Origin of the sequence: Corynebacterium urinipleomorphum, assembly GCF_900155535.1 — a bacterium.
GTDB lineage: Bacteria > Actinomycetota > Actinomycetes > Mycobacteriales > Mycobacteriaceae > Corynebacterium > Corynebacterium urinipleomorphum.
This window is the reverse complement of record NZ_LT706965.1, coordinates 109,473-133,745: the sequence shown is the minus strand read 5'-3', so window position 1 is coordinate 133,745 and position 24,273 is coordinate 109,473. Positions and strand designations below refer to the sequence as shown.

The following is a 24,273-nucleotide window of genomic DNA, read 5'->3' as shown; positions in this document are numbered from 1 at the left end:
TAACCTGTTTAGGTAACCAAAGTGTGAACACTGGGCTAAGGATTCGTGCGATTTTCTTCGCGCAGATAGCGTGGCCTTGTGCAGTCTCCACGAATCACCGTTGTCGGCTCCATCAACGCCGACCTGACCGTCAATGTCCCCCGTCATCCCACCCCCGGAGAGACCCTGTTGGGAAGCGGGGGCGGCATCACCCCCGGAGGCAAGGGGGCGAATCAAGCAGTCGCCGCCGCACGCCTGGGTAGTTCGGTGGCTCTCGTGGGAGCGATCGGCAACGACGCGCACGCGGACGAAGCGCAGAAATTGCTTATCGACGCCGCAGTGGACCTCACCGCCCTCGAGACCCTCGACGCTCCGACTGGCCTGGCCGTGATCACAGTGGCGGCTGACGGAGAGAACACCGTGATGGTGGTGCCGGGGGCGAACGGTGAGGTGGGGGCTGGTGTCGTCGATAAGCATGCTGCTGTGGTGAGCGGTGCTGACCTTGTCTTGCTGCAGGGCGAGATTCCTGCGGACGGGTTCGCACGGGCTGTGGAGCTGGCGACGGGACGCGTAGTGGTGAATCTCGCCCCGGTGATCGATGTGGACCGCGGCGCGCTGAGGAAGGCCGATCCGCTGATCGTCAACGAGCACGAGGCGCAACTGGTGCTGGGACGGGCTTGTCCCCCGGAGAGGTGCATTGAGGAATTGCTGCGGGAGTTCACGTCGGTGGTGGTGACGCTGGGCGCTGCCGGTGCGCTGGTGGGAACGCCGGACGGCGTAGTCCGGGTGGATTCACCGGAGGTCGAAGCGGTGGACACCGTGGGTGCCGGAGATGCATTCACGGGTGCGCTGTGCCACCGGTTGATAGAGGGCGATTCGCTGGAGGAAGCTGCCCGGTTCGCTGCGCGCGTGGGTGCGTTTTCTGTGACCCGCCCCGGCGCGCAGCCGTCCTACCCGTGGAGCGGCGACGAGCTGCCGTGAACGGCGCGGAATAGATCTTTTCCATGGTTATAGATGGCATCGTGGTCCCACTCCGGGTGCGTCCACACGGTGAGATTGCCGATTTTCTCAGCCGTTGAGATTGCCATGTCGAACGGGACGAACATGTCGTGCTCGTACAGCGCGACGGTGGCGGGGACGGTGTTGGCTGCCAACTGGTCGGCATCGAAGAGAGGCGGCCAGTCGTAGGTGTCCATCGTGCGGACGGCATCCAAGAACGGGACGAGCGCCGGGTCTTCCTCGAAGTGGTGGCGGAAGAAGTGGTTACCCAGGAGGTAATAGGGCTCGGACGAGGTCGGGTCGGCCGCGAGACGTGAGGTGCCCACCTCATCCGAGGAACCGATCAGCGTTGTGTGGACCACGGCCCAAAGTGGGTTGGCCTCGGTACTGATAAAGCTGCTCACGTTGGCCAGGAAGTCCTTCCGGAGGCGTCGCTCGTTTCGGTAGAACGGGGACTCTAGGAGGTTGGCCAGCATGGTGAACCCGAATTCCGCGCCGAGTGCGACCCCGATGAAACGGAACCGGTTCGCGGTGAGGCGCTCCCCCGTCGGGAGGAACTCTTCCGTCGCGTTCAGGTGGGCGCACACGTCTCGGACGGTTTGCTCTGCGTACGGGACGGCGTCGTAGAACTCTTGGCAGCGCTGGTCCACGAGGTCGAGGGTGATTTCGTTGTATTCGTCGGCGGTCCACCCCAGATGCGGTAGAGCCCCGGTGAGAAAAGCCCGGTTGATGGCTTGTGGTGCATACGACAGGTAGCTCGCGGTGCACAGCGCGCCGAAGGAGTTTCCCATCACGTCCCACGTGCTAAAGCCGAGGTGGCGGCGCAGATCTTCTGCATCCGCCACGACATCGGGGCAGCGCAGCTTGGACAGGATTTCCGGGCGGATCAGCTCAGGGGTCCCTTTGTCGATTTTTCCGGAGCGGCCGGTTCCGCGTTCGTCGAGAAGAAAGACGCGGTAATGTTTCAGCGCTTCCGGGATCCAGCCCTGCACGAGCCGCGGTGCGGGACTGCCGGGCCCGCCCTGGAGAAAGAGCAGCGGCGGCAGGGACTCGTCCGTGTACAACTCACGGCAGAAAAGGGTGAAGGTTCCCAAATCCGGCCTCGACCTATCCCAGGGGACCTCGAGTTCATGCTCTTTAGTGGAAGCGTTCGGCGGGATGATCGTTGAAAACACGTCTCGAGTATATCCGTGACCTGCTTAACTCTTAGGTGTCCATGACCGGAGAAAAGGAGAACCATGGCGGACAACCGCGACCCGCAGTATCCCGACGGCATGCACCCCGGACTGATCCGGGGCATCAGTGTTGAGGAGCAACGGTACGAATTCGGGGTGGATAAGGTCGTTTTCGGTGTGGCGGCGGCCCTCATTCTGGGGTTCATCGGGTGGGGCATCTACAGTCCTGAATCCGTGTCATCGATAGCGAGCACCGCTTTTGCCTGGGGCATGGAGCACGCCGGGTGGCTGTTCAACATCGTGATGGTCGTGTGCCTCGTCCTCGTCGTGGTGGTCGCGTTCACGCGCATGGGCGAGATCCGGCTGGGCAAGGACGACGAGGAACCGGAGTTCAGCCGATTCTCCTGGATCGCCATGATGTTCGCCGCCGGCATTGGCGTGGGCATTTTCTTCTTCGGGCCGTCGGAGCCTCTCGAGTTCTTCCTCAACCCTCCCCCGCTGACCACCGAGGCCGGCACGGAGGAGGCGATGCACGGCGCGCTCGCGCAGTCGAATTTCCACTGGGGTTTCAACCCGTGGGCGATCTACTCTTTGGTCGGTGCGGCGATCGCCTATTCCACGTACCGGCGCGGGCGTCCCCTGCTCATGTCGTCGCTGTTCGCGTCTATCCAGGGGGAGAACAAGAACAGCAGCGCGATTTCCCGCGTGATCGACATCATGGCGGTCGCGGCGACGTTGTTCGGCACCGCAGCGTCGCTCGGTATCGCGGCGCTGCAGATCGGCGAGGGCCTGGACATCGTCACCGACTGGGAGATCAGCACCACCATCTTGCTGGTCATCATCGCGGTGCTCACGGGCGGGTTCATCATCTCGGCGGTCACGGGCGTGTCCAAGGGCATCCGGATTCTGTCCAACATCAACATTTCGCTGACCGGCTTGGCGATGGTCTTCATCTTCCTCACCGGGCCGACGCTGCTACTGATCAACCTGATTCCGTCGGGCGTGCTGTACTACTTCGACCAGTTCTTCAACATGGCGTCGCGGTCACTGTCATGGGGCGAGGAAACGCTTGAATTCCAGTCCGACTGGACGGCGTTCTACTGGGCGTGGTGGATCTCGTGGGCGCCGTTCGTGGGCACGTTCCTGGCCAAGATTTCCCGCGGCCGCACGCTGCGCGAATTCATCGTGATGACGGTGGTCGTTCCCACCTCGATCCTCGTTCTCGCCTTCAGTATTTTCGGCGGCACAGCGATTTCGTTCTCGCGCGAGGGCGTCCCGGGATTCGACGGGGAGTCAACACCAGAGCAAGTGCTTTTCTCGCTTTTCGACGCCCTCCCCCTCAGCTCCTTCACCCCCTTCATCCTCGTGGGCATTCTGGCCGTCTTCTTCATCACCACGGCTGACTCGGCGTCGGTGGTGATGGGCACAATGTCGTCCAAAGGCGACCCCGATTCGAACAAGAAAGTCTCGGTGTTTTGGGGTCTGTGCATGATGGGGGTCGCGGTGGTCATGCTGCTCGCCGGCGGCGAAGATGCCCTGTCCGGCCTGCAATCGCTGACGGTGCTCATCGCATTGCCGTTCTCGGTGGTGATGCTGGGGCTACTGTTCTCCTTCGTCCAGGATCTGCGCACCGATCCCCACTCGATCCGCGACCGCTACGCCGACACAGCTCTGCAGTACGCGGTGTGGCACGGCCTCGAGGCCTACGGAGATAATTTCGAGCTCGTCGTCCAGCGCGCCCGCGAGGGCGACGGTGCCGGCGAGGACTTCGACTCATCCGACGATAAGTACACCCGCTGGTACGAGCGTTCCGACGAGCACGGAAACCGCGTCGGTTATGACTACGACACCGACACGTGGGACGACGGCTACACCAAGGAAGAAGTCGAGGACGAGAAAGAGGACTAGCTATTCTTCGTCGGTGGACAGCGCCGCGACGAATGCCTCCTGCGGCACCGTGACGGAACCGATGGACTTCATGCGCTTCTTACCGGCCTTCTGCTTCTCCAGGAGCTTGCGCTTACGGGAAATGTCGCCGCCGTAGCACTTGGACAAGACGTCCTTGCGCAGCGCGCGGATATTCTCGCGGGCGATGATCTTGGAGCCGATGGCGGCCTGGACAGGCACCTCGAACTGCTGGCGCGGGATGAGCTCCTTGAGCTTCTTGGTCATCTTGTTGCCGTACCACTGGGCGGAATCGCGGTGGACGATGGCGGAGAATGCGTCGACCGGCTCGCCCTGCAGCAGGATGTCCACCTTGACCAGGTCTGCTTCCTGCTCGCCCGCCTCCTCGTAGTTGAGGGAGGCGTAGCCCTTCGTGCGGGATTTGAGCATGTCAAAGAAGTCGAAGATGATCTCGCCGAGCGGCATGATGTAGCGCAACTCCACGCGCTCCTCGGAGAGGTACTCCATATTCTTCATCTGGCCGCGCTTGGACTGGCACAGCTCCATCGTGGTGCCCACGAATTCCTGGGGCACGATCAACGTCATGTTCACCACCGGCTCGTAGACTTCCTGTAGCTTTCCGCCGGGCCAGTCGGACGGGTTGTGCACCAGGGACTCGGTCCCGTCCTCCGCCACGACACGGTAGGTGACGGACGGTGCGGTGGAGATGAGGTCCAGGTCGAATTCGCGCTCCAGACGGTCGCGGGTGATCTCCATGTGCAGCAGCCCCAGGAAGCCGCAGCGGAAACCGAAGCCGAGGGCGACGGAGGTCTCGGGCTCCCAGGTCAAAGAGGCGTCGTTAAGCTGAAGCTTTTCCAAGCTCTCGCGCAACGCCGGGAAGTCCTCCTGCGAGACGGGGAACAAGCCCGAATAGACCATCGGCTTGACGTCCTCGAAGCCGTCGAGCGGCTCCGAAGCACCCTTGGACGCCCACGTGACGGTGTCGCCGACGCGGGTCTCGCGGACGTCCTTCACGCCAGTGATCAGGTAGCCGACCTCGCCCGGGCCGAGACCTTTTGCCTTCTGCATCGTCGGGGAGACAATGCCGATCTCGAGGATGTCGTGGGTGACGCCCGTGTTCATCATGGTCACCTTCTGGCCTGACTCGAGCTTGCCGTCGATCATGCGGATGTAGGTGACCACGCCGCGGAACGTGTCGTACACCGAGTCGAAGACCAAAGCGCGGGCCGGAGCGTCGGCACCTTCCGCGGCGAGAGGCTTCGGTGGCGGGACGAGCTCGACGACCTTGTCCAACAGCTCGGGTACGCCCTCGCCGGTCTTTCCGGACACGCGCAGCACGTCCTCCGGCTCGCAGCCGATGATGTGGGCGATCTCGCCGGCGTACTTGTCCGGATCCGCCGCGGGCAGGTCGATCTTGTTCAGCACCGGAATGATCTCAAGGTCGTTCTCCATGGCCATGTACAGGTTGGCCAGGGTTTGGGCTTCGATGCCTTGAGCTGCGTCGACAAGCAGGATTGCTCCTTCGCACGCGTCGAGCGAACGCGACACCTCGTACGAGAAGTCCACGTGGCCCGGGGTGTCGATCATCTGGAGGATCGTCTGCTGCCCGTCCGCCGTCGTCCACGGCAGGCGCACGTTCTGCGCCTTGATTGTGATGCCGCGCTCGCGCTCAATATCCATGTTGTCTAGGTACTGGTCGCGCATGTCGCGCGCCTCGACCACGTTGGACAACTGGAGGATGCGGTCCGCAAGCGTCGACTTGCCGTGATCGATGTGCGCGATGATGCAGAAATTGCGGATCTGCGCCGGATCCGTGAACGTCGTCAACGCGAAATTGGTGCTGGTCTTCGCCATCGCCATCCCTCCTGAAAAAACTAAGGTCACCATACCGTGAGCCCAACCCCGCGGGGCAATCGCCGCCGCGGGGTAAGGTGAGCGGCATAAAGGAGGAACCGCGATGACAGACCACCCCAGCCCGTGGCTCGGCGCGCAACCCATGCGCCGCGAGTGGAACGCCGCCGTGGAGCTGTTCCCCAAAGACTTCAGTCGCTTCGTCCTGCCGCAAAACCTCAACCAGCTCATCGACGGCACGAACGCGCACACGTTCCGCACCTACGACGAATTCACGCAATTCTTAGAGCCCCTCACCCCGGATCCACCCGCCACGAAGAAATCCACAGCGGCGCTACGACGCGTCGGAATATCGGTCCTGATGACCCTCGCGGCGGTCCTCCTCATCGTCGTGCCCGCTGGAACGTCGATTGAGGCACCAGCCATCTTTTCAGGTGTCTTGCTCGGCCTCTTCGCCTTCTGCTTTCGAGTCATCTCCTTCGTGCAGTTTCTGGGCCACCGCTCGGCAGAATCGATTCCGGTCACCGCGCACCAGCAACTCGTCCAGAAATTCGGCGGGGAGCCCGCGGCCGCGCTGCCCGTCTTCATCGCCGACCGTCTGACGATGACGGCCGAGGAGAACGACGTGCTGGACCAATGCATCGGCATGTACAACTACTGCCAGGCAAATAACTTGCCGCTCAGCTCGGAGCACTGGCGCGCACTCACCCAGCAAGCTCTCGCCCAAACCCGCCTCGCCCGCAACACAGGCGAGCCCAAAGCGCTGACCGATTTACGGTCCAGCATCGATCGCTTAGACCTTTAAAAACGCTTGTCGACGCCCCCTTGAACCCACTACCCTTAAATTCCCACACCCCTTCTCTACTGCGGACGGTCACGATGAAGTTCAAGCGGCGCCTTACCCCGAAGCCGACGGCGCTGGACCAAGGGCTGAAGATCCTCAACGAGCGCATGGGCAACTCCCCCACCAGCGAGCGCCGCCGCGCCGCCCGCACCCGAGTCGTTCCCACCGGCGAGATCTCACGCAGCATTTTCTACGCCCCCGACATGGACGGCCAGGCTGAGCCGGGTGAAGTGGTCTGGTTCAATGTGCCCACCTCACCATTCAAGGAACGTTCCATGCTGGTCGTTGGCAGAGATAGGCACGATGTCCTCGGGCTGCTCATCTCTGCGAATGAGGACCATGCCGACGATTCCGACTGGCTCCCCATCGGCAGTGGGGAATGGAAACCCACGGGGGACCCCTGTTGGGTCCGGCTGGACAAGACTCTCTTCATCCCCGAAACCGACCTTCGCCGCCGCGGCGCGCTCTTCCCCGCCCGCCGTTTCGAGCACATCGCAGATCACCTGCGCAAGCACTTCAATTGGAGCTGACGCGATTTTGGGCAGACCGGGGCGGCTGCTAGGGTATGAACGTTATTCGCACCAGCTGAATACTTGGGGCACCGTACACCGCGGGCAGGACCTTGGGTCCGCGGTCCTACAAGCTGCGGCGCTGCACTCCCTGTTCAGGCTAGGTCGCTGAATGCACGTTCATCAGCCGAATATCGGCACAAGAGTTTCAACACGAGTTTCAAGAGGTACCTCATGGCTAACATCAAGCAGCAGCAGAAGCGCGTCCTGACCAACGAGAAGCGCCGCGTACGCAACAAGGGCATCCGCTCCGCAGTCCGCACCGAGATCCGCAAGTTCAACGAGATCGTCGAGTCCGGCGACAAGACCGCCGCCGAAGCACAGCTGCGCGTCGCGTCCCGCAAGCTGGACAAAGCAGTGACCAAGGGTGTCTTCCACCGCAACAATGCGGCCAACAAGAAGTCCAACATGGCCCGTGCACTGAACAAGCTGGGCTAGTTTCCGCTGGTCGCCATTCCCCGTTCACCGTCACGGTGGCGGGGAATTTTTCATGGGGCGGGCCGAGATGACATCCTCCCACCATCACCGTATGATCCCCCTCATGCTCAAACTCCGCAGGGGTGTATGTGCCGCGATGATCGCCGCCTCCCTCTCTATGTCGGCCGCCCCAGCTGAAGCTGCCGCATCTAGCCTCTCTAGCTTTTCCGACCTGTCGTCCTTTGGCTCAAGCATGGTTGGTTCCGGTTCGCAAACCGTCTTTGTCGGCGGGCAAAACCGGCCCTATACCTTGGTCTTGCCGCGCAATTACAATCCTGCGCGCGCCTACCCGGTCATTCTCGGGTTCGGCGGCTGGCAGCACGATGCGGCCCGGGCGCGCTCCTACGAGCAACTTGAGCGCGCCGCCGGCGACCGGGCGATCGTGATCTACCCCCAAGGCATAGCCAACGCTTGGGGTGGGGCACCTTACGCCAAGACATCTATGCAGTCCGACATCCGTTATATTCGTGCGGTGCTGGACAAGGTTGGGGTGTTCCACAAAATCGACCGCAAGCGCATTTACGCCGCGGGCCTCTCCAACGGCGGCGGCATGGCGGCAGCTCTAAGCTGCCACGCCCCGGACCTAGTCGCGGGAATCGCCAGCGTTGCGGGAGCCTACTACAACCCGACTGTGAGCAACTGCGCCCCGGGCAAGGTAGCCACGTTGATCATGCACGCCGACAACGACAACACCGTTTCCTACAGCGGCGGCGTCCGCCACGGCGCACCGTATCGTTCAGTGCCGGCGGTTTTCAACGATTTCGGCCGCCGCAACGGGTGCAACATGAACAAGGTGGGCACCCACCAGGCTGGAAACACGACGGTCTCTGTGCCGGCCGGATGCGCAGCGCGCACAGAGTTGCGCAAAGTCGCCGGTGGCGGGCACACGTGGTTCCCCGGCGCGACCGACCAGGTCGTCCGGTTTTTCCTGGGCTAGGAGCTGGTCTAGGAACTGGTCTAAGCGCCGAGTCCCACGATGCCGCGGACGATCAGGAACGTTCCCGCAACGAGGAAGAACGCCCCAGCGCCGAGATCGATGTAGGGTCCGGCGCTGAAAAGTTTGCGGCGCACGCGCTCTGTGGACACCACCATGCTGAATCCGATGAACAGCAAGAACGCGGTGAACCACAGCGCGAAGATCACAATCGCCGCGGTACCGATGCTTGGGCTAGGCGGCAACAGCGGGGCGACCAATGCGGCGAGGAACAGCACGATCTTGGGGTTGGACAAGTTCGTGGTCAGACCCTTGAAGAAGCTGTCGCGGGTCGTGCCCAGTCTTTCTTCCGCCTCATCCATATCCACGGGCGGGTTCTCGCGGTCTTTCCACCCCTGGCGGGCAGTGGTGTACCCCATGAACATGATCCAGGCGCCGCCCGCCACCTGGATGAGCTCCAGCAGCCACGGGAATGCGTTGAGCAGTGCCGCGGCACCCACCACGGTCAGCGTGATCCAGAAGAACGCCCCGACGTAGATCCCCAGCGTCGCCGCGATGGCGTGCTTGCGCGAACGGGTGGCTAGGCGTGTGAGCAGGACAATATCGGGCCCCGGCGTGGCCGCACCTGCCAGATTCAGTAGAACGATCGCCGCGAGGTCCGCGGGATTCACTTGCTCATCTTCTCCACGAGGTCGTCGCGCTCAAACATTTTCGCCGTGGAGATAGCGTCGGGGGTTCCGGAGGTGGGGTCGGCGCCGGCGTTCAGGAGGACGTCGATAAGCGCGTCCTCTTTTTTGAACACGACACCGGCGAGTGGAGATTGCCCGCGGTCGTTGAGCTTGTTCACGTCCGCGCCGCGCGCAATGAGCCCTTGGGCGAGCTCCACGTGGCCCGAGTACGCAGCGAGCATGAGGAACGTGTTGCCGTCCTGGTTGGCCATGTCCACGGCGACACCCTGGTCCACGTAGTCCAACAACGTCGTGTCACCCTTACGCGCCATGTTGAACAGGCGGGTGGCGAATTCTTGCACGTCTGCGGGAATCTCAGTCACGGTGACGCACCCTATCACGCGAGCTGCGCAATGCGCCGGACAGCGTCCTCGACCGCGAATTCGGGGTCCCCGCCCTGCCCTTTGACGGTGGCATCCAGTTCCGCGACGATGATCACCGCCTCGCTGACCGAGCTGCCGGACCAGTTGCGCGCGACCTGCATCGTTTTCTTGGCGACGAACGGGTGCATCCCCACCGTCCGCGCCACCTGGTCGGGGTTGCCGCGGGTCTGGTACAGTTTCGCGATGTCGCCGACTTTGTTGGCCAGAGCCGCGGCGATCGCGACCGGGCTGATGCCCAGCTGCAGTGCGCGACGCGTGCTGGCCAGGGCCCGGTCCGTCCGGCCTGCGACTGCTTGGTCCGCGATGTCGAAGCCGGACACCTCCGCCACGCCGGTGTAGTAGGCGCGCACCCCGGCGACGGTGATCTCGCCGTCGGTGTCGGCGACGAGCTGTTCGATCGCGGACGCCAACTCGCGCAGGTCCGAGCCCACCGACTCGAGCAGAGCACCAATCACGTCGGGAGTGGGGCGCACACCGTGGCGGCGGAACTCCGCGGTGACCCAGCTCTGCCGCTCGCGCTGGTTCGGGGGATTCACCTCGTGCACCTCGGCCGCTTTGCGGAATTTGGGCACGTACGACTTGTTGCGCCCCTTGCCGCTGTGCGCGATGACGAGGGTCATGCCCGGCGCGGGGTCCACAGCCGCCTGCAGCAGCAGCTCGGTGGGTTCCTTGCCGGCGAGCTCCGTGTTGGTGACCACCACGACGCGCTCCTCCGCGAACAGCGACGGGCTAGTCGCCTGCGCGAGCTCCGACGCCGTGACGTCGCCGGCGCGCAGAGTGGTCACCTCAGCAGTGGGTCCGGCTTCATCGATGATGGCGTTAGTTGCGCGCTCGGCGAGGAATTCATCCTCACCGACGACGAAGTGGACCGGGTTAATCATGCTGGTCATTGTACGGATAGATCACCGGAATTCCCTCCTGGGTGACCACCGGCCGGTCATGCTTTACCGCCTCGCGTACGACCACCACCGTCGTGCCGGGCGGCAGCGGACCAATGTCAGCTTCCCGTTCCACGACGTACGCATTCCGCTTATCGACGTCCACTGATTTTTCCCCCGTCATCGCCACCCCGACCACCACCGCGGCGGCTGCGATGGTGATGCGGGGTTTTTCCGCGATGAAACCGGCGAGAATCCAGCCGTAGACGACGGCGACTGTCGCCGGCCGGGCCTGGATGGTGCTAGCCGGAAAGTGCGCGCCGGTGTCGGCGACGAAACGAATCCACGCCGCGAGCGGCTGGATAACCCAGAGCAGCGGCGCCGCAAGGCTGTGGTGAAACTGCGCGAGAATTGCCGCTGCCATGCCCAGCACCGTCACTGCGCCGACGACGGGGCCGACAAGTACATTGGCAGCGACCGCGACGAGCGAGACTTTCCCTGCCATGAGCGCGATGATCGGCGCTGTGGCCAGATCCGCTGCGATAGCGACAGAGACTGCTTTCCGACGATGTCCGGCCACCCCAGTGGTGCGAGCGCCCGATAGATCAAGGGTGAGACGGCTACGATTCCAGCTGTCGCCGCAGTGGACAAGGCGAATGCGTAGTTGACCGCCAAGTCCGAATCCACCAGGACGAGACCGATGACGGACAGGCACAGCACGTGGATCGGCTCCGCGCGGGTGGAGGCCACCACGGCGGTGAAGCCCACGAGTCCGGAGACCGTTGCGCGCAGCACACTCGGTTCCGGTCCGACGAGCCCCGCGTAGATGAGCAGAGCCACCCCTGCCGCCGCGATCTGCGGGCGCAGACCGAGTTTGCACAACCGCGCAATCAGCAGCGCTGCCGAGGCCACGTACATGCAGTTAGCGCCACTGACGGCGCTCAAATGGCTGAGCCCCGTATCGATGTACGCCTGCTTCTCCTCCGCGGACTGCATCGAGACATCCCCGATCACCATTCCGGGGATGAGCCCCTGCGTGTACTCCCCCACTGCCACGTCGACGGCGGCACCGAATTTCTCGCGGACATCCGCGGCGAAAGCGGCAAATCCCGTCGGTGGGCCGATGACATCCACGCTTCCGTTGAAGGTCACGGTGCCGATGCCGGGTCGGGTGGATTCCTTTGGGGTGCCGGCGACCTCGACGAGCGTTCCCGCAACGATGTGTTCCGGGATTTCTTTCGTGAACACCGGAACCGGCACTGGGTAACCGCCCACATTCACGTTGACCAACCAGTCGCCGGAATCGAGCTGCTTCGGCGCCCCACTGACAGTGCCGGTGAGCGTACTGCCGAAGGTGGTCGCCTGAGCGAGGGCACTCCGCGCCCATGCCATAGCTGCGGAGCACGCGCCGAGACCGCCACTGAGAATCGCTTGGCCTGGCTGGCGCCAGAGAATACATCCCACCGTAGCCGCTGCGATTGCGCCTGCCGCGACGAGCGGCCCGGCCAGAATCACCGCCATCGCAGCCGCCCACACCACCGCCGCGGCGGGGACAAGGCGCAGCTCACTCATCAGAGACTGACCAGTTCCTTGATGGCGTCGAATTTGGCGGGGCCGATGCCTTTGACGTCGAGAAGCTGATCGACGCTGGTGAACGATCCGATGGACTCGCGGTGCGCCACGATCGCCGCTGCGGTCGCTTCCCCCACCCCGGGAAGTTCGGTGAGGTCCTGCGCCGAAGCCGTGTTGAGCGAGATGCCCGACGACCCTGCGCTCTGACCAGCTGCAGCTCCAGCCGCCGCGGGTGGCGCTTCCCCCTTCGCCAGCACGATGATCTGTTGACCGTCGGCGAGCACCTGCGCGAGATTGAGGCTGAGTAACTCTGCCTCAGGCAGCGGACGGGCCTGTTCGAGCGCGTCGGCGATCCTCGCGCCCTCGTCAAGCGTGACCAGACCAGGCTGAGCTACAGCACCAACGACAGACACGACGACCGACGCTGGCTCACCTGCAGGGGCAGCGACCTCTGCCGATTCCCATTCGGGTTCCGGTGGGCCGTCGCGCACGACGAACCACCCGCCGACGAGGACGAGGACCGCGCCGACCGCCGCCGCTGCCTGTTTCGGGGCGACATTAATGCGGGGTTCGGGGTAGTCCACGGCCATGAGGTCTTCTTCCCCCGTGGGGCGTGTGAGTTCTGCGAGACGTTGCGATACCTTCATGCGCCTCACGCTACGACCGACCCCTGGCACGGCGAAGAGCTCCGCGAATCACCTGTGGATAACCGTGTTGACGCATCACGGACCTGTGGAAAACTCAGGCTGGAGGGGTTTACTCTGCGGCAGAAGTGGTGTAGAAGACGGACAGCCCGATGGCACCGTCGCCGGTGTGAGCGGCAACTGCGCTGGTGAGCGGAGCGAGACTGACGGTCGACCCAGGCGCGAGCACTTCCTTCAGCATGTCCGCGAGGGTGGCTGCGCTGTCTTTGTCGCCGCTGTACTGCACGGCGGCGAACACGGGCACGCCGTCAGCGCGTTCGGCGACGTGGGCCACGAGCTTGGAAAAAGCCTTCGACTGAGTTCGTGTCTTGATCGCCAGCTCGAGCTTGCCGTCGTTGACGCGCAGGATCGGCTTTGTGGCCAGCAGAGCGGCGGACAGCATCGCGGTGGTGGCGGACAACCGGCCGGATTTGCGTATGTCGTCGAGTTGGCGGAGGTACAACCAGGTTTCGGACATGGCCAGGGTAGCCTCCGCGGCGGTAGCGCACCCGTCCAGGTCAGCGCCCGCCCGGGCAAAGGAGGCAGCGACGACTGCGGCGGCACCGACGGCCATTCCCGCGGAGTCCGTGTCAACGACGCGCACGGCATCGTCAAACACTGCCGAGGCGCTCACACCCGCGGACCATGTCGATGAGAGTCGCTTAGACAGGTGGAGCGCCACGATTCCGTCGTCGCCGCCGCGCTCGAGCTGGCGTGCGTACGCCGCCGCGAGCTCAAGAGCCGAGAGCCCGGATGTGGAGGTGTCCTCATCGTCGACCATGTGCAGGTCAAGGACGGTGATATCCAGCTCCTCGGCGATCTCCGCGGGGATTCCGGAGGAAGAATCGCTGACGACACGGACCGGCATCAGCGCGCGGCCCCTTGGTTCCACGCCTCCAAGTACCACTGTGTTTCATCCCAGGACCCGTCGCCGCCGAACCGGGGCCGCGCGATGAGTTGCGACGTGTTCGTATTGTTCAGACCTTTGAGCAGCGGGTACTGCGCATGCTCGAGTCCGAGCAGGTTCGCGGTCAACGCCGCGATCGTCCCCCCGTGCGCAACAAGCAGCACAGCATGGCCGTCCCAATCAGCATCACGCATCAGCTTATCGACGACCGGACGCGCCCTCCCCGCCACGTCCAACCTCGACTCCCCCTGCGGAGGTGTCCACGCCGGGTCGTGCCGCCACGCCGCACGGGCACCTTCAAATGCCTCGTCGACTTCTGCGTGCGTCATACCCTGCCACGTGCCCAAGTGCGTCTCGCGCAGGCGGGGATCCAGCTCGACGTCAAGACCCAATTTTTCCCCGACGATTTCCGCCGTGACCCGCGCACGACTCAAATCCGACGACACGATTTTGACGATGTCCCTGCTACCAAGCCATTCGGCGGCGGCGTGGGCTTGGTCCAACCCGACGTGAGAGAGCGGTGTGTCCAGCTGTCCCTGCATGCGGCGACCGGCGTTGTACGTGGTCTGGCCGTGCCGCATCATGATTAAACGTCGGCTCATGGTCGCCTACAGGTCGTCGCCCGGGCCTTCGCCGGCGAGCGGAAGCTCCTCGATGTTCTCCAGCGAACGCACATTCGCGTCGTCAGCGAACTGGCCGGGACGCGCCGGCGCTTCTACCCCCTCGACCTCGATGAGGGGGCAATCCGCGTACAGGCGGTCCAAGCCATAGAATTCGCGCTCCGCGTCGCGCTGTACGTGAACGACGAAGGAGCCGTAATCCAGCAGCACCCAGCGGAACTCGCGGTTTCCCTCGCGGCGCTTCGGCTCCGCGCCCGCTTTGGTCAGCGCGTCCTCGACTTCCTCGACGATGGCAGCCACCTGGCGCTCATTGTCGGCGGAAACGACGACGAAAACGTCGGTGATGGCCATGACATCAGTGACGTCGATGACGGCGATATCGCGTCCCAGTTTCTCGTCGGCGGCTTTAGCGGCGACGACGGCTAATTCGCGGGCGGTGTCCGAAGCAGTCAAACGTGCGGTTCCTTCTCTAAGTGTTCTAGGTCAGTCTTTGGGCAACCTACGCATTGTCCCACGCCGGGGTCAGTCTGGCCAGTTGGCGTACATCTCGTTCTTGGCGATGTACTGCACCACCCCGTCCGGCACCAGGTACCACACCGGGCGGCCTTGGGAGGCGCGCTCGCGGCAGTCGGTGGAGGAGATCGCCATGGCAGGAATCTTGATCAGGTGTGTTCGGCCGCGGTGCACTTCGGGGAGCATGTCCTCCGTGAGGTCGTAACCGGGTCGGGTGACACCGACGAATTCGGCGAGGTCGAACATTTTCTCCCAGTCGCGCCACGACATGATGGAGGCGAGGGCATCTGCACCGGTGATGAAGAACAGGTCGTCGCCCGGGTAGAGCTCCGCGATGTCTTCGAGAGTGTCCACGGTGTAGGTGGGTCCACCGCGGTCAATATCCACGCGGGAGACATGGAAGCGCGGGTTGGAGGCGGTGGCGATCACCGTCATCAGGTAGCGGTCTTCCGCGTCGGACACGCGCCGATCTGCTTTCTGCCACGGCTCACCGGTGGGTACGAACACGACCTCCTCTAGGTCGAACACGTCCGCAACCTCACTTGCCGCGACGAGGTGGCCGTTGTGGATCGGGTCGAACGTGCCACCCATGATCCCGATGCGCCGGGGTGATGTATTAGTCTCTTCAGGCTTTCCTTCAGTGGGGAACGCCGCCGCTGTGTTGTGTCCGGTCATGGCGTGACGGGCTTACCGGGCTGGAAGTACAAGATCAGGCGTCCGGACGGGTAGAGTTTCTGGATCAAGCCGGCGAGCCCCGCTATCACACCACCCGTGACCAGCAGCGGGACGAGCCAACGGGCCACGTTGGGTTTCTCGCCGCGGTCCCCTGCGCTGGATGATTTGATGGTGGAGGTAGAGCTTCCCGTCATCCCGGTTCCTTCAGACGCATTTTCGGGCTGCGGTTGTTCACGGTCCGGCCCCCGCAGAGACTCCCACACGTGGGACGGGAGCTCCCGGTCGGCCTTCACATATGTGCCGTCGATAAGGACATAGAGCTCTTTCCCGATCCGGACAGCGGGCGGCGCGAAACTCAGTCCGAGTTCAGAGACGAGCGCATCCCGCGCCATCCGTTCATCTGCGGCCGCTGTCTGGGCTTGAGCTGCCGGCGCAACGCTCACACCGGTTGCCAAAGCGACTGTCGTCGCTGCCGCAACAGCCTTCGGCGCGAAACGCATGGGTGAGCCTTCTTCCTGGGGCCAAGCTTTTACGTTAGGCATCGTACCCCATCAGCATCACGGCCGCGTTTGACCGGTTCCTTCGAGGATCCACTTAGTGCTGGTCAGCTCCGGGAGCGCCATCGGTCCGCGGGCATGGAGTTTCTGGGTGGAAATGCCGATCTCGGCTCCCATCCCGTACTGCTCCCCGTCGGTGAAGGCGGTGGAGGCGTTGATCATCACGGCGGCTGCGTCGACTTCTGCGGCGAATTTCTGGCATGCGTAGGCATTTTTGGACGCGATCGCTTCCGTGTGCCCCGACGTGTAGCGCGCAATGTGCGCGATGGCTCCGTCCACTCCGTCGACGATCTGCACGGCGATGTCCATCGAGAGGTACTCGTCGGACCAGTCGGCGTCCGTCGCGGCGATGACATCTTCCGCACCCAGCGCAGCGAGCTTATCGACGTCCCCGTGCACCCTCACCCCCGCCTCCTGCAGCTCAGTGATGACGCGGAGTTGGTCGGTGGGGGCAAGTGCGGCGTCGATAAGTGCTGTCTCGGTCGCGTTGCACACGGAAGGTCGGCGGGTCTTTCCGTTGAGCAGCATCGCGATGGCTTGGTCGAGGTCCGCGTCGGCGTCGATGTAGAAGTGGCAGTTGCCGGTGCCGGTCTCGATGGTGGGGACGGTCGCGCCGGTGACCACTGCGTCGATAAGCCGCGCGGAGCCGCGCGGGATGACAACGTCGACGAGCCCGCGCGCGGTGATGAGGTCCTGCACGGAGTCGTGGCTGTCGCACGGCAGGAGCTGGACGATCTCCCGGGGCAGACCGTGCTGTTCTGCGGTGTCCTGAAGGATTGCCACGAGTGCCTCGTTCGAGTGCCGCGCGGATTTCGAGCCACGCAAAAGTGCCACGTTGCCCGATTTCAGCGCGAGACCGAACGCGTCGACCGTGACGTTCGGGCGGGCCTCGTACACCATGCCCATCACGCCGAGCGGAACCCGAACTTGCTTCATCTGGATGCCGTTGGGCATCAGTCCGCCGCGCAAGACCTCGCCGACGGGGTCTGCCAGTGCGGCGACCTGGCGCAGACCGCCCGCGATGCTCTCAATGCGGGCCGCGTCGAGGGCGAGACGGTCAATGAGCGATTCGCTGAGACCGTTTGCTTTTCCGCCCTCGATGTCGCGGCTGTTAGCGGCGAGGATCTCTTCGGTGCGCGCCACGAGCGCGTCTGCCGCCGCGTGCAGCAGCGCGTCCTTGCTCGGGGTGGGAAGCGTGGCCAGCGTCGGTGCTACTGCCTTCGCTGCCTGTGCCTTGTCCAGGACTTCTGCGCGCTCGGTCTCTCTCGCATCAACCATGGTGGCCAACTGTAGCGGGAGAATTACAAGCGTGAGGCGTAATTGGACAGGTAGTCCGCGTGAACCACGGAGCGGCGCTGGTGCTCGGGCAGTTCGTCGGTGTGCTTGCCCAGCATTCCGGTGAGTTCGGCGGCGTCGTAGCCGACCACGCCGCGGCCGATGGCTTGGCCGTCGGGGCCGAGGATCTCCACGATGTCGCCGGAGTGGAAATCTCCTTCCACACCGGTGATGCCCACCGCGAGGAGCGATGTGCCGCCGCGCGTGACAGCTTGGACAGCTCCTGCGTCGAGCCGCAGCACGCCCTCCGCGTCGGCGGCGTAGAGGACCCAGAATTTCCAAGCGGAGAGCTTGGATTCGGGGCGGGTATGAAAGACGGTTCCCACGGAGGCGTCGCCGAGCGCGTCCTCGATGTGTTCTGCGGAGGTGAGCAGAACGGGGACTCCCCCGCGTGTGGCCAGGCGCGCCGCGGAGACTTTCGAGGCCATGCCTCCGGTGCCGAAGACACCACCGTCGCCGGCCACGACTCCGTCGAGGTCTTTGCCACTGCGCACCTCGTCAATGAAGCGCGCGCCGGGGTCTTTCGGGTTGCGGTCGTAGAGTCCGTCCACATCCGACAGCAGAATCAGCGCGTCCGCGGCAGTCAGGGTGGCCACGATCGCGGAGAGGCGATCGTTGTCGCCGAAGCGCATCTCGGAGGTGGCCACCGTGTCGTTCTCGTTCACGATCGGCACCGCGCCCATCTGGCGGAGACGGTCGATGGTGCGCTGGGCGTTGCGGGCGCGCTCGCGCACGCCTGCGTCCGACTGCGTCAGCAGGACCTGGCCGATGGTGCGACCGTAGCGGGCGAAGGATTCGCCCCACGCCTGCGCCAAGTGGATCTGCCCGACGGAGGCCGCAGCCTGCTTCGTAGCCAAGTCCTTCGGGCGGACGGTCAACCCCAGCGGGGTCATGCCGGCGGCGATCGCACCGGAAGAGACCACGATGACGTCGCCGCCGCGGCCGGTGCGGGCCTCGATGGCATCGACGATACGGTCGATTTTCGGCTGGGAGACGGCTGACGTGGCGTCCACCAGCGAGCTCGTGCCCAGCTTGACCACGATCTTCTTCGCGGACGCGATCTCGTCGCGCAGAGTGGCCATCAGCCCTGCCACCTCTCACGATCAGCTTCCTGGCGGTCGAGGAGGTCCTCGCCGTAATCGTATTCGTCGATAAGCCCGCGGCGTGCCTGGGAGGCACGTTTGCGCTCGGCGGCGGACATGCGGTCGGTACCGCCGAGACGCGCGTCCTGGCCGCGGCCGGCCATTGTCGGGTCGCCGCCGATCGACGGCTCCCAGTCGAAGGAGATCTCCCCGATGGTGACCGTGTCGCCCTCGTGCGCGCCGATCTTGCGCAGCTGGTCCTCCACGCCCGCTTTGTTCAGACGGTCGGACAGGTAGCCGACTGCTTCGTCGTTCTCGAAGTCGGTCTGGCGGATCCAGCGCTCCGCCTTCTCGCCGGTGACCAGCCAGCCCTCCGGGTAGTCCGGATCGCGAATGACCACGATGTCGTCGTTTCGATCCACTGCCTTCGGACGGATGACCTGGTTATTCTGGTGCTTGGCCGCCTCCGCCTTGACCTTCGGCTGGGCCTTGCGCGCAGTCTGCACGATCTCCCACAGTGCCCACTTCAGCTCATCGAGCCCCTCGCGGGTGGCGGTGGACACGGTGTAGATCGGCCACCCGAACGTGGCGGCGAGATCCTCCCTCAGGAATTCCGCGAGCTCCTTCGCCTCCGGGATGTCCAACTTGTTCAGCACAATGATGCGCGGGCGCTCACGCAAGTCGCCGAGACCCGAATCGTGGTCGAGCTGGTCGGCGTAGGAGTCCAGCTCCGCCTCCAGCGCCTCGATGTCGGACTGCGGGTCGCGTCCCGGCTCCAGGGTCGCGGTGTCCACCACGTGCGCGAGAACCGCAGTGCGCTCAATGTGGCGCAGAAAGTCCAGCCCGAGGCCTTTGCCTTGGCTCGCGCCCGGGATGAGGCCGGGCACATCGGCGATGGTGAACGTGTCGTTGCCCACGTCCACCACACCGAGGTTGGGCTGCAGCGTCGTGAAGGGGTAGTCCGCGATCTTCGGTTTCGCGGCGGAGAGCACCGAGATCAACGAGGACTTGCCCGCGGAGGGGAAGCCGACCAGGCCGACATCGGCCATGGACTTCAGCTCGAGAATGAGGTCGTGCGCCTGTCCTGGCTCGCCCTTGAGCGCGAAGCCTGGAGCCTTGCGCTTCGCGGTGGCCAGCGCCGCGTTGCCCAAACCCCCGTAGCCGCCTTCCGCGGCGATGAAGCGTGTGCCGGGGACGACAAGATCAGCGAGGATCTCCCCCTTTTCATCGCGCACGACAGTGCCGACGGGAACAGGCAGGATCAAGTCCTCGCCGCGCGCGCCGTTGCGGTGGTCGCCCTCACCGTTGCCACCGCGCTTCGCCTTCACGTGCGGGCGGTACTGGAAGTCCAGCAGGGTGTGCACCTGCGTGGACACCTCGAGAACGATGTCGCCGCCGTGTCCGCCGTTGCCGCCGTCCGGGCCGCCGAGGGGCTTGAACTTCTCGCGGTGCACAGACACGCACCCGTGGCCGCCGTCGCCGGCTTGCAGGTGCAACACCGCCTGGTCAACAAACTGCGCCACTGTGAGTGCCTGCCTTTCGTCGGAGGGGAATCAAGGGGTTTCTGCTCGTGCAGTTGAGTGTACGAGAGGGGACGGTGAGCCGTCGATAAGCGAAAGCGCCGTTAGACCCTTACGGATCCACGGCGCCTTCGAAGAATTGAGCGGGAAGTTACGCGGTTGCGGACTTCTCCTCGACGACAGCGTCGTCGACCAGGCCAGCGTCGTTAGCGGCCTCGAGGACCTCAGAGGAAACGCCCTCTGCGTCAGCCGGAACGATGTTGACGATGCGGCGCTTCTTCTTGATGCCGAACTGCACGGAACCTGCAGCCAGCGCGAAGAGGGTGTCGTCGCCGCCGCGGCCGACGTTGTCGCCCGGGTGGAACTTGGTGCCGCGCTGACGGACGAGGATCTCGCCCGCCTTGACCTGCTGGCCGCCGAAGCGCTTCACGCCGAGGCGCTTGGACTCGGAGTCGCGGCCGTTCGAGGAGCTCGATGCGCCCTTCTTGGTTGCCATTGTGGATGCCTCCTAAGACGTCTCGGTTTACTTGATGCCGGTGATCTTCAGGGTGGTGTTGGGCTGACGGTGGCCCTGACGCACCTTGTAACCGGTCTTGTTCTTGTACTTGAGGATGTCGACCTTCTTGCCCTTGCCGTGCTCAACGATCTCAGCGGAGACGTTGACCTTGGCCAGATCCTCGGACTTGGAGGTGACGTTTGCGCCGTCGACGAGGAGAACCGGGGTGAGCGCCACAGAATCGCCAGCTTCACCCTCGATCTTCTCGACCCGAACGAGGTCGCCTTCGGCAACCTTGTACTGCTTGCCGCCGGTCTTGACGATCGCGTACATAGCGGGTTACCCCTTTCTTCATCTCGGACGGCGCCGGCATGCCACGGCACCGATCACCATCGGATAAACATAAGCGTTCTGGGGGTTTACGTGAATCAACGTCGCAGCCTCGCTCGCATGCATGTATCTGCGAAGGCGCGCCCCAAAACAGCGACTGTCAAAGACTACACCGCGCCACCATCAAAGACCAAACTAGCGGGACTTACGCGTCGCACGGCGTCGCCCGCGGGAGCTTTTGCTTATCGACGCCTCCCGTGCAGGCTCCTCCTGTGTCCGACGCTGCTCGCGTTTCGGCTCCTTCTTCGGCTCCTTCTTCGGCACCGACTGGTTCTCCGACTGGGTGCGGCGGGTCGCGCGACGGCGACGGCGCGTGCCACGACTGCTAGACGGGGTTTGCTTCTCTCCCTCGGACTCGTGACCGCTCTGTTCCGTCGTGTTGGCAGCCTCTTCAGCTAGAGCCACTGCGTCCGCTGCCTCGTCGATCACATCTTCCGTGGTCAGGTCCTCGAAGTCCTTCGGGTCAGGGCGGTAGTCCGACACCGAATTGCCGCGCGTCGAGCGCTTGCGGCGCGGCGAGCGTTCGAATTCCTCGACCGCTTCCTCGTACGTCTGGCGGGGCTGCTCCTGCTGCTTCTTCTTTTCCTCCTGCTGCTCCTGCCTGTCCTGCTGGTTGCTCTGGTCTTTTCCGCGGCCGCGACCGGAACCGCGGCGTCCACGGCGGCGCGACGAACTGCGGCGAGGCTGGTCGCCGTCATTGCCGCCGTTGTCGCTCTGGTCACCGGCCCGGGGGTCTTTCGGCTCGGTCTCGGCGTCACTGCTTTGGGCCACCACGGCGTCAGCAAGCTCCTCGGCGCTCTTCTTGCTGCGCTTCTCCATCGCCTTGGCGGCTGGGTGGTTGCCCGGGGACTGAGCGGGCTTGCGGCGTTCGGAGGAGTGGGCGGGGTGGGAGGTGTCGGGGTCGACGGGGTCGTCGGTAAGCACGATGCCCCGGCCGTCACAGTGCTCGCACTTGGTGGAGAACGTCTCCACGAGGCCGGTGCCCAGGCGCTTGCGCGTGAGCTGGACGAGGCCAAGCGACGTGACCTCAGAGACCTGGTGGCGCGTGCGGTCTCGGCCGAGCGCCTCCTTGAGGCGGCGCAGAACGAGTTCCTGGTTCTCGGGCAGGATCATGTCGATGAAGTCGATGATGATCATGCCGCCGATGTCGCGCAGGCGGAGCTGACGCACGATCTCTTCGGCCGCTTCAAGGTTGTTGCTAGTCACGGTCTCCTCGAGGGAACCGCCGGAGCCGGTGAATTTGCCGGTGTTGACGTCGATGACGGTCATCGCCTCCGTGCGGTCAATGACCAGCGTGCCGCCCGACGGCAGCCACACCGTGCGCGACAGCGCCTTCTGGATCTGCTCGTCGACGCGGTAGACATCGAATGCGTCGCGTCCCTCGTGCGCGCGGCGGTCGAATTTCTCGAGACGGTCGAGCAGATCCGGCGCCACAGACTGGACGTAGCTGTGCACCACATTCCAGGACTTCTTGCCGTCGATGACGAGCTTGTCGAAGTCCTCGTTGAACAGATCGCGCACAACCTTCACCAAAAGACGCGGTTCTTCGTACAGCGTGACGGGCTTGGCGCCCTTGGACGCCTTCTCCTTTTCCGCTTCCTCCTGGATAGCCTCCCACTGGGAGTGCAGGCGGTTCACGTCGGCGGCGATGGCCTCTTCCGGCGCGCCCTCCGCTGCCGTGCGAATGATCGTTCCGCCCTTACCCGGTACCACGCGCACAAGAATGTCCTTCAGGCGTTTGCGCTCGGGCGCCGGCAACTTGCGGGAAATGCCCGCGCTGCGGCCGCCGGGAACGTACACGAGGAAACGGCCGGCCAGCGAGATCTGCGTGGTCAGGCGCGCACCTTTGTGCCCCACCGGGTCCTTGGTCACCTGGACGAGCACTTGGTCGCCGGACTTGAGTGCCTGCTCGATGCGCCGGGAGCGGCCGCCGAGCCCTGCCGACTTCCAGTCGACCTCACCCGCATACAGCACGCCGTTGCGCCCCTGCCCGATGTCGATGAAGGCGGCCTCCATGCTCGGCAGCACATTCTGCACGCGGCCGAGGTAAATGTTCCCGATCATGGACGCGTTCTCATCCGAATCCACGAAGTGCTCGACCAGCAGACCGTCCTCAAGGACACCGACCTGAGTGATGGTGCCGGCGCCGTCGTGGCGCTTGCGCTCACGAACGACCATGGTGCGCTCCACAGACTCGCGGCGCGCGAGGAATTCCGCCTGCGACACCACGCGGGAACGCTTACGCTCCTCCTCGCGGCGTTCACTGCGGCGGCGGCGCTGCGCTTCTAAACGCGACGATCCCTTGATCGCCTTGGGCTCCTCGATCAGCTCCTCGTCCGACTCGTCGGACACGGTTGCCGCGGGCTCCGGGGCATCGCTTATCGACGCATCCCCTGCCCTCCTCGCCCTCCTCTTCGAGTGGCGCGGAGCTGCCTTGAATACCGGCGCATAGAGCCCTGCAGCCTCTTCTACCTCGTCCGGCGCCGGAGTGACCTCGGGCTCGACATCGGTGAGGAGGTCAGCCTCGACCTTCTCTTCGATCTGGTTGATCTCGTTTTCCACGTCCTTGCGCACGCGGTGACGGATCTTCTCCTCAGCCTTGCTGTCATTAGTCTTGTCGTCAGTGGCAACGGCCTGCTCGGTTTGGACTGTCTCCTGCCCCGCGTTGTACACACCAGGCGTATCGGCGGAAGCAGTATCCCCTGCCGAAGGAGCTTCGAGCGCATCGAGTAGCTGCTCCGTCTCCGCCTTGCTTAGCGACGACTGCGCCACCTTCACCAGCCCCAGCTCGTTCAGCTTGACCACGAGGTCCTTCGACGGCATTCCGAGAGCCTTCGCGAGAACGAACACGCGGGTCTTCTCACCGATCTGCGAACGGTCGAACGATGCTGCCTGAGCGGACTCCTTCTGAGCCGGCTTTTGCTCCGCCGATTTCTTCGGGGCCCGCTTAGCTGCCTTCTTGACGGTCTTCTTCGAAGACTTTTTCGCTGTCTTCTTCGCAGACTTCTTAGCCGCCCGCTTCGCCGACTTCTTCACCGCCTTCTTTTCGGTGGTGTCGCCGGATACGGTGGCACTGTCCTCCGCCGTGCCAGCGGTGGTGTCCCCAGTGACACTGGAGCTGCCAGGCTCAACTTCAACCTTGATACTTGCAGAATTACTAGCGGTCTTCTTCCCGCTCTTGCGTGCCCGACGCTTACGCGG

General features: G+C 64.1%; 23 protein-coding genes and 1 pseudogene. 6 read left to right on the top strand and 18 right to left on the bottom strand.

All coding sequences use genetic code 11. The features are described from left to right. Nucleotides 1-78 precede the first annotated feature (78 nt). Nucleotides 79-960, top strand: a complete 882-nt coding sequence (locus CZ338_RS07805; RefSeq protein ID WP_087117689.1) for a ribokinase — start codon at nucleotides 79-81, stop codon at nucleotides 958-960. Here CZ338_RS07805 and CZ338_RS07800 read toward each other — a convergent pair. After that, nucleotides 930-2,153, bottom strand: coding sequence for an alpha/beta fold hydrolase (locus tag CZ338_RS07800; RefSeq protein ID WP_087117688.1), 1,224 nt, complete (start codon nucleotides 2,151-2,153; stop codon nucleotides 930-932). The genes CZ338_RS07805 and CZ338_RS07800 overlap by 31 nt on opposite strands. Before the next feature lie 63 nt (nucleotides 2,154-2,216). Here CZ338_RS07800 and CZ338_RS07795 point away from each other — a divergent pair, with 63 nt between their 5' ends. Next, nucleotides 2,217-4,061 (top strand): BCCT family transporter, encoded by a 1,845-nt coding sequence (locus CZ338_RS07795; RefSeq protein ID WP_087117687.1) that lies wholly within the window; start codon nucleotides 2,217-2,219, stop codon nucleotides 4,059-4,061. Here CZ338_RS07795 and lepA read toward each other — a convergent pair whose 3' ends face one another. After that, on the bottom strand, nucleotides 4,062-5,912 hold the full coding sequence (lepA, locus tag CZ338_RS07790; protein ID WP_087118195.1) for a translation elongation factor 4: 1,851 nt from the start codon (nucleotides 5,910-5,912) through the stop codon (nucleotides 4,062-4,064). A gap of 103 nt (nucleotides 5,913-6,015) precedes the next feature. On the opposite strand from lepA, the gene CZ338_RS07785 reads away from it, so the two are divergent. The 4 genes from CZ338_RS07785 to CZ338_RS07770 all read left to right on the top strand — a co-directional run bounded on the left by CZ338_RS07785 (nucleotide 6,016) and on the right by CZ338_RS07770 (nucleotide 8,736). After that, nucleotides 6,016-6,714 carry a hypothetical protein gene (locus CZ338_RS07785; RefSeq protein WP_087117686.1) on the top strand — a complete coding sequence of 233 codons (699 nt, stop codon included), beginning with the start codon at nucleotides 6,016-6,018 and terminating at the stop codon, nucleotides 6,712-6,714. Between the two features lie 74 nt (nucleotides 6,715-6,788). Then, the gene (locus CZ338_RS07780; protein WP_087117685.1) at nucleotides 6,789-7,283 is read left to right on the top strand and encodes a type II toxin-antitoxin system PemK/MazF family toxin; all 495 of its coding nucleotides are present in this window, start codon (nucleotides 6,789-6,791) and stop codon (nucleotides 7,281-7,283) included. A 213-nt stretch (nucleotides 7,284-7,496) separates the two neighbouring features. Then, entirely contained in the window at nucleotides 7,497-7,760 is a 264-nt protein-coding gene (gene rpsT / locus CZ338_RS07775) for a 30S ribosomal protein S20 (protein WP_087117684.1), read from the top strand. A 295-nt stretch (nucleotides 7,761-8,055) separates the two neighbouring features. Further along, nucleotides 8,056-8,736 (top strand): alpha/beta hydrolase family esterase, encoded by a 681-nt coding sequence (locus CZ338_RS07770; RefSeq protein ID WP_235839508.1) that lies wholly within the window; start codon nucleotides 8,056-8,058, stop codon nucleotides 8,734-8,736. Nucleotides 8,737-8,756: 20 nt separating this feature from the next. Here the strand turns inward: CZ338_RS07770 and CZ338_RS07765 are convergent, their stop codons facing one another. The 16 genes and pseudogenes from CZ338_RS07765 to CZ338_RS07690 all read right to left on the bottom strand — a co-directional run bounded on the left by CZ338_RS07765 (nucleotide 8,757) and on the right by CZ338_RS07690 (nucleotide 23,922). Continuing rightward, nucleotides 8,757-9,404, bottom strand: coding sequence for a LysE family translocator (locus tag CZ338_RS07765; RefSeq protein ID WP_087117682.1), 648 nt, complete (start codon nucleotides 9,402-9,404; stop codon nucleotides 8,757-8,759). Further along, nucleotides 9,401-9,733 carry an ankyrin repeat domain-containing protein gene (locus CZ338_RS07760; protein WP_087118194.1) on the bottom strand — a complete coding sequence of 111 codons (333 nt, stop codon included), beginning with the start codon at nucleotides 9,731-9,733 and terminating at the stop codon, nucleotides 9,401-9,403. Before CZ338_RS07760 ends, CZ338_RS07765 begins: the two co-directional genes overlap by 4 nt. Before the next feature lie 65 nt (nucleotides 9,734-9,798). After that, nucleotides 9,799-10,734: a DNA polymerase III subunit delta gene (gene holA, locus CZ338_RS07755; RefSeq protein WP_087117681.1), complete on the bottom strand. Its 936-nt coding sequence runs from the start codon at nucleotides 10,732-10,734 to the stop codon at nucleotides 9,799-9,801. Next, a pseudogene (locus CZ338_RS11395) lies at nucleotides 10,718-11,718 on the bottom strand (ComEC/Rec2 family competence protein). Before CZ338_RS11395 ends, holA begins: the two are co-directional and overlap by 17 nt. A gap of 575 nt (nucleotides 11,719-12,293) precedes the next feature. Then, nucleotides 12,294-12,941: a ComEA family DNA-binding protein gene (locus tag CZ338_RS07745; RefSeq protein WP_087117680.1), complete on the bottom strand. Its 648-nt coding sequence runs from the start codon at nucleotides 12,939-12,941 to the stop codon at nucleotides 12,294-12,296. 109 nt (nucleotides 12,942-13,050) lie between these two features. After that, entirely contained in the window at nucleotides 13,051-13,845 is a 795-nt protein-coding gene (locus tag CZ338_RS07740) for a DegV family protein (protein ID WP_087117679.1), read from the bottom strand. Continuing rightward, nucleotides 13,845-14,486, bottom strand: a complete 642-nt coding sequence (locus CZ338_RS07735) for a histidine phosphatase family protein (RefSeq protein ID WP_087117678.1) — start codon at nucleotides 14,484-14,486, stop codon at nucleotides 13,845-13,847. Before CZ338_RS07735 ends, CZ338_RS07740 begins: the two co-directional genes overlap by 1 nt. Before the next feature lie 6 nt (nucleotides 14,487-14,492). Further along, nucleotides 14,493-14,957, bottom strand: coding sequence for a ribosome silencing factor (gene rsfS / locus CZ338_RS07730; RefSeq protein ID WP_087117677.1), 465 nt, complete (start codon nucleotides 14,955-14,957; stop codon nucleotides 14,493-14,495). Between the two features lie 69 nt (nucleotides 14,958-15,026). Beyond that, on the bottom strand, nucleotides 15,027-15,692 hold the full coding sequence (gene nadD / locus CZ338_RS07725; RefSeq protein ID WP_268875428.1) for a nicotinate-nucleotide adenylyltransferase: 666 nt from the start codon (nucleotides 15,690-15,692) through the stop codon (nucleotides 15,027-15,029). After that, on the bottom strand, nucleotides 15,689-16,192 hold the full coding sequence (locus CZ338_RS07720; RefSeq protein ID WP_087117675.1) for a hypothetical protein: 504 nt from the start codon (nucleotides 16,190-16,192) through the stop codon (nucleotides 15,689-15,691). Before CZ338_RS07720 ends, nadD begins: the two co-directional genes overlap by 4 nt. Nucleotides 16,193-16,249: 57 nt before the next feature. After that, nucleotides 16,250-17,527, bottom strand: a complete 1,278-nt coding sequence (locus CZ338_RS07715; RefSeq protein ID WP_235839507.1) for a glutamate-5-semialdehyde dehydrogenase — start codon at nucleotides 17,525-17,527, stop codon at nucleotides 16,250-16,252. A gap of 23 nt (nucleotides 17,528-17,550) precedes the next feature. After that, complete coding sequence (gene proB / locus CZ338_RS07710; RefSeq protein WP_087117673.1) at nucleotides 17,551-18,666, bottom strand: glutamate 5-kinase; 1,116 nt, start codon at nucleotides 18,664-18,666, stop codon at nucleotides 17,551-17,553. Next, complete coding sequence (obgE, locus tag CZ338_RS07705; protein ID WP_087117672.1) at nucleotides 18,666-20,189, bottom strand: GTPase ObgE; 1,524 nt, start codon at nucleotides 20,187-20,189, stop codon at nucleotides 18,666-18,668. Before obgE ends, proB begins: the two co-directional genes overlap by 1 nt. 148 nt (nucleotides 20,190-20,337) lie before the next feature. Further along, entirely contained in the window at nucleotides 20,338-20,682 is a 345-nt protein-coding gene (gene rpmA, locus CZ338_RS07700; RefSeq protein ID WP_087117671.1) for a 50S ribosomal protein L27, read from the bottom strand. Between the two features lie 27 nt (nucleotides 20,683-20,709). Further along, nucleotides 20,710-21,015, bottom strand: coding sequence for a 50S ribosomal protein L21 (gene rplU, locus CZ338_RS07695; protein ID WP_087117670.1), 306 nt, complete (start codon nucleotides 21,013-21,015; stop codon nucleotides 20,710-20,712). Nucleotides 21,016-21,207: 192 nt separating this feature from the next. Next, entirely contained in the window at nucleotides 21,208-23,922 is a 2,715-nt protein-coding gene (locus CZ338_RS07690) for an Rne/Rng family ribonuclease (protein ID WP_407919378.1), read from the bottom strand. Nucleotides 23,923-24,273: the final 351 nt, after the last annotated feature.

What these genes read in the sequence shown, in the direction of transcription:
- proB (WP_087117673.1), bottom strand. Translation starts at nt 18,666, where the DNA reads ATGGCCACTCTGCGCGACGAGATCGCGTCCGCGAAGAAGATCGTGGTC.
- lepA (WP_087118195.1), bottom strand. Translation starts at nt 5,912, where the DNA reads ATGGCGAAGACCAGCACCAATTTCGCGTTGACGACGTTCACGGATCCG.
- CZ338_RS07735 (WP_087117678.1), bottom strand. Translation starts at nt 14,486, where the DNA reads ATGAGCCGACGTTTAATCATGATGCGGCACGGCCAGACCACGTACAAC.
- CZ338_RS07745 (WP_087117680.1), bottom strand. Translation starts at nt 12,941, where the DNA reads ATGAAGGTATCGCAACGTCTCGCAGAACTCACACGCCCCACGGGGGAA.
- CZ338_RS07760 (WP_087118194.1), bottom strand. Translation starts at nt 9,733, where the DNA reads ATGGCGCGTAAGGGTGACACGACGTTGTTGGACTACGTGGACCAGGGT.
- CZ338_RS07795 (WP_087117687.1), top strand. Translation starts at nt 2,217, where the DNA reads ATGGCGGACAACCGCGACCCGCAGTATCCCGACGGCATGCACCCCGGA.
- nadD (WP_268875428.1), bottom strand. Translation starts at nt 15,692, where the DNA reads ATGACCGGACACAACACAGCGGCGGCGTTCCCCACTGAAGGAAAGCCT.
- CZ338_RS07720 (WP_087117675.1), bottom strand. Translation starts at nt 16,192, where the DNA reads ATGCGTTTCGCGCCGAAGGCTGTTGCGGCAGCGACGACAGTCGCTTTG.
- rpmA (WP_087117671.1), bottom strand. Translation starts at nt 20,682, where the DNA reads ATGGCAACCAAGAAGGGCGCATCGAGCTCCTCGAACGGCCGCGACTCC.
- rplU (WP_087117670.1), bottom strand. Translation starts at nt 21,015, where the DNA reads ATGTACGCGATCGTCAAGACCGGCGGCAAGCAGTACAAGGTTGCCGAA.
- rpsT (WP_087117684.1), top strand. Translation starts at nt 7,497, where the DNA reads ATGGCTAACATCAAGCAGCAGCAGAAGCGCGTCCTGACCAACGAGAAG.
- CZ338_RS07740 (WP_087117679.1), bottom strand. Translation starts at nt 13,845, where the DNA reads ATGCCGGTCCGTGTCGTCAGCGATTCTTCCTCCGGAATCCCCGCGGAG.
- CZ338_RS07785 (WP_087117686.1), top strand. Translation starts at nt 6,016, where the DNA reads ATGACAGACCACCCCAGCCCGTGGCTCGGCGCGCAACCCATGCGCCGC.
- CZ338_RS07780 (WP_087117685.1), top strand. Translation starts at nt 6,789, where the DNA reads ATGAAGTTCAAGCGGCGCCTTACCCCGAAGCCGACGGCGCTGGACCAA.
- CZ338_RS07715 (WP_235839507.1), bottom strand. Translation starts at nt 17,527, where the DNA reads ATGGTTGATGCGAGAGAGACCGAGCGCGCAGAAGTCCTGGACAAGGCA.
- holA (WP_087117681.1), bottom strand. Translation starts at nt 10,734, where the DNA reads ATGACCAGCATGATTAACCCGGTCCACTTCGTCGTCGGTGAGGATGAA.